The following is a 986-nucleotide window of genomic DNA, read 5'->3' as shown; positions in this document are numbered from 1 at the left end:
CGATTTGCATAGTCTTTTAGCTGCTCACACTGTATATCATTCATATCCACTGCAGGATAGGAGTCCTGTGCTGCTTCTAATAACTGTATAGCTTTTTTCTCAGCTGCCTTTGGGGCTAATCTTTTGTCTGTATTAGCTATTATCCTATTACGTACAACAGTTTTTGATAGATGCTTAACAGAATCCGGATGTGGAAATAGCTGTACGATGTTTAAAAATAACTCGGATTTTTGTGTAAAGAGTTTTTCCAGTTCCGGAAATGTCAACTGCAATAATGAATGCATTCGACCTCGGACCAAAGTCCGTTCATCATCCAATTCTTCATAGTATCGAGAAAGTGCCCTCATTTGATTGTAATAATTTTCTTGTCTTTTTTTCGTGCGTCTTTCATTTGTAAAGTGAGTTTGAGCTAAACGATGTGCATCACTTTTATCTGTCTTATGTATGCGCATCGAGGCCGTTTGAAGCTTGGATTCGAGTGGATTTAATAGGGAATAGGAAAAACCGTAATCATTCATAAAGCGCTCTAATTGTCTTGAGTATACCCCGGTAGCTTCAAATACAATGTCCGGTGCTTGTCCATCTTTTCGAATTAATTCAACAATTAATTTATTTAGCTGTTCAAAATGTGGCCTATTATGAATGATTTCACCTTCAAAAATACAAGTGCGTGCAGCGTTATAAATAACCATGTAACTTTTACCCATACTGACATCAAAAGCAATTACACTCGGCATAATACCCCTCCTTAATTTTTATGTAGAAGTCTTCACATCACCTTATCGATTCCCTTTTCTTATACACGATCTCGAGGATCCAACATACTGAAACTGATTCTATAAGGGCAGTGAAGTAGCCCAGTTTGTGACATCGAACTCGAGGTTCCGGAACCGTCCTCGGGCTATTCTTCACTTCTACTATAAAAAAATAGTAGCACAAACCATGGCCTTGGTTTGTGCTACTAATCTTAGTATGTTTGTGCATCA

The 986-nt window shown here is 37.9% G+C and carries 1 protein-coding gene; it reads right to left on the bottom strand.

Annotated elements, in window-relative coordinates; translation table 11 throughout:
- Window positions 1-737 (bottom strand): IS110 family transposase (locus tag KHB02_RS29630; RefSeq protein WP_241114206.1); only part of this gene is annotated, 737 nt, incomplete at its 3' end.
- Window positions 738-986: the final 249 nt, after the last annotated feature.

Origin of the sequence: Neobacillus citreus (assembly GCF_018343545.2) — a bacterium.
GTDB classification, from domain to species: domain Bacteria; phylum Bacillota; class Bacilli; order Bacillales; family Cytobacillaceae; genus Neobacillus; species Neobacillus citreus.
Note: the sequence above shows the minus strand (reverse complement) of the source record. Positions and strands in the feature narration are given on the sequence as shown.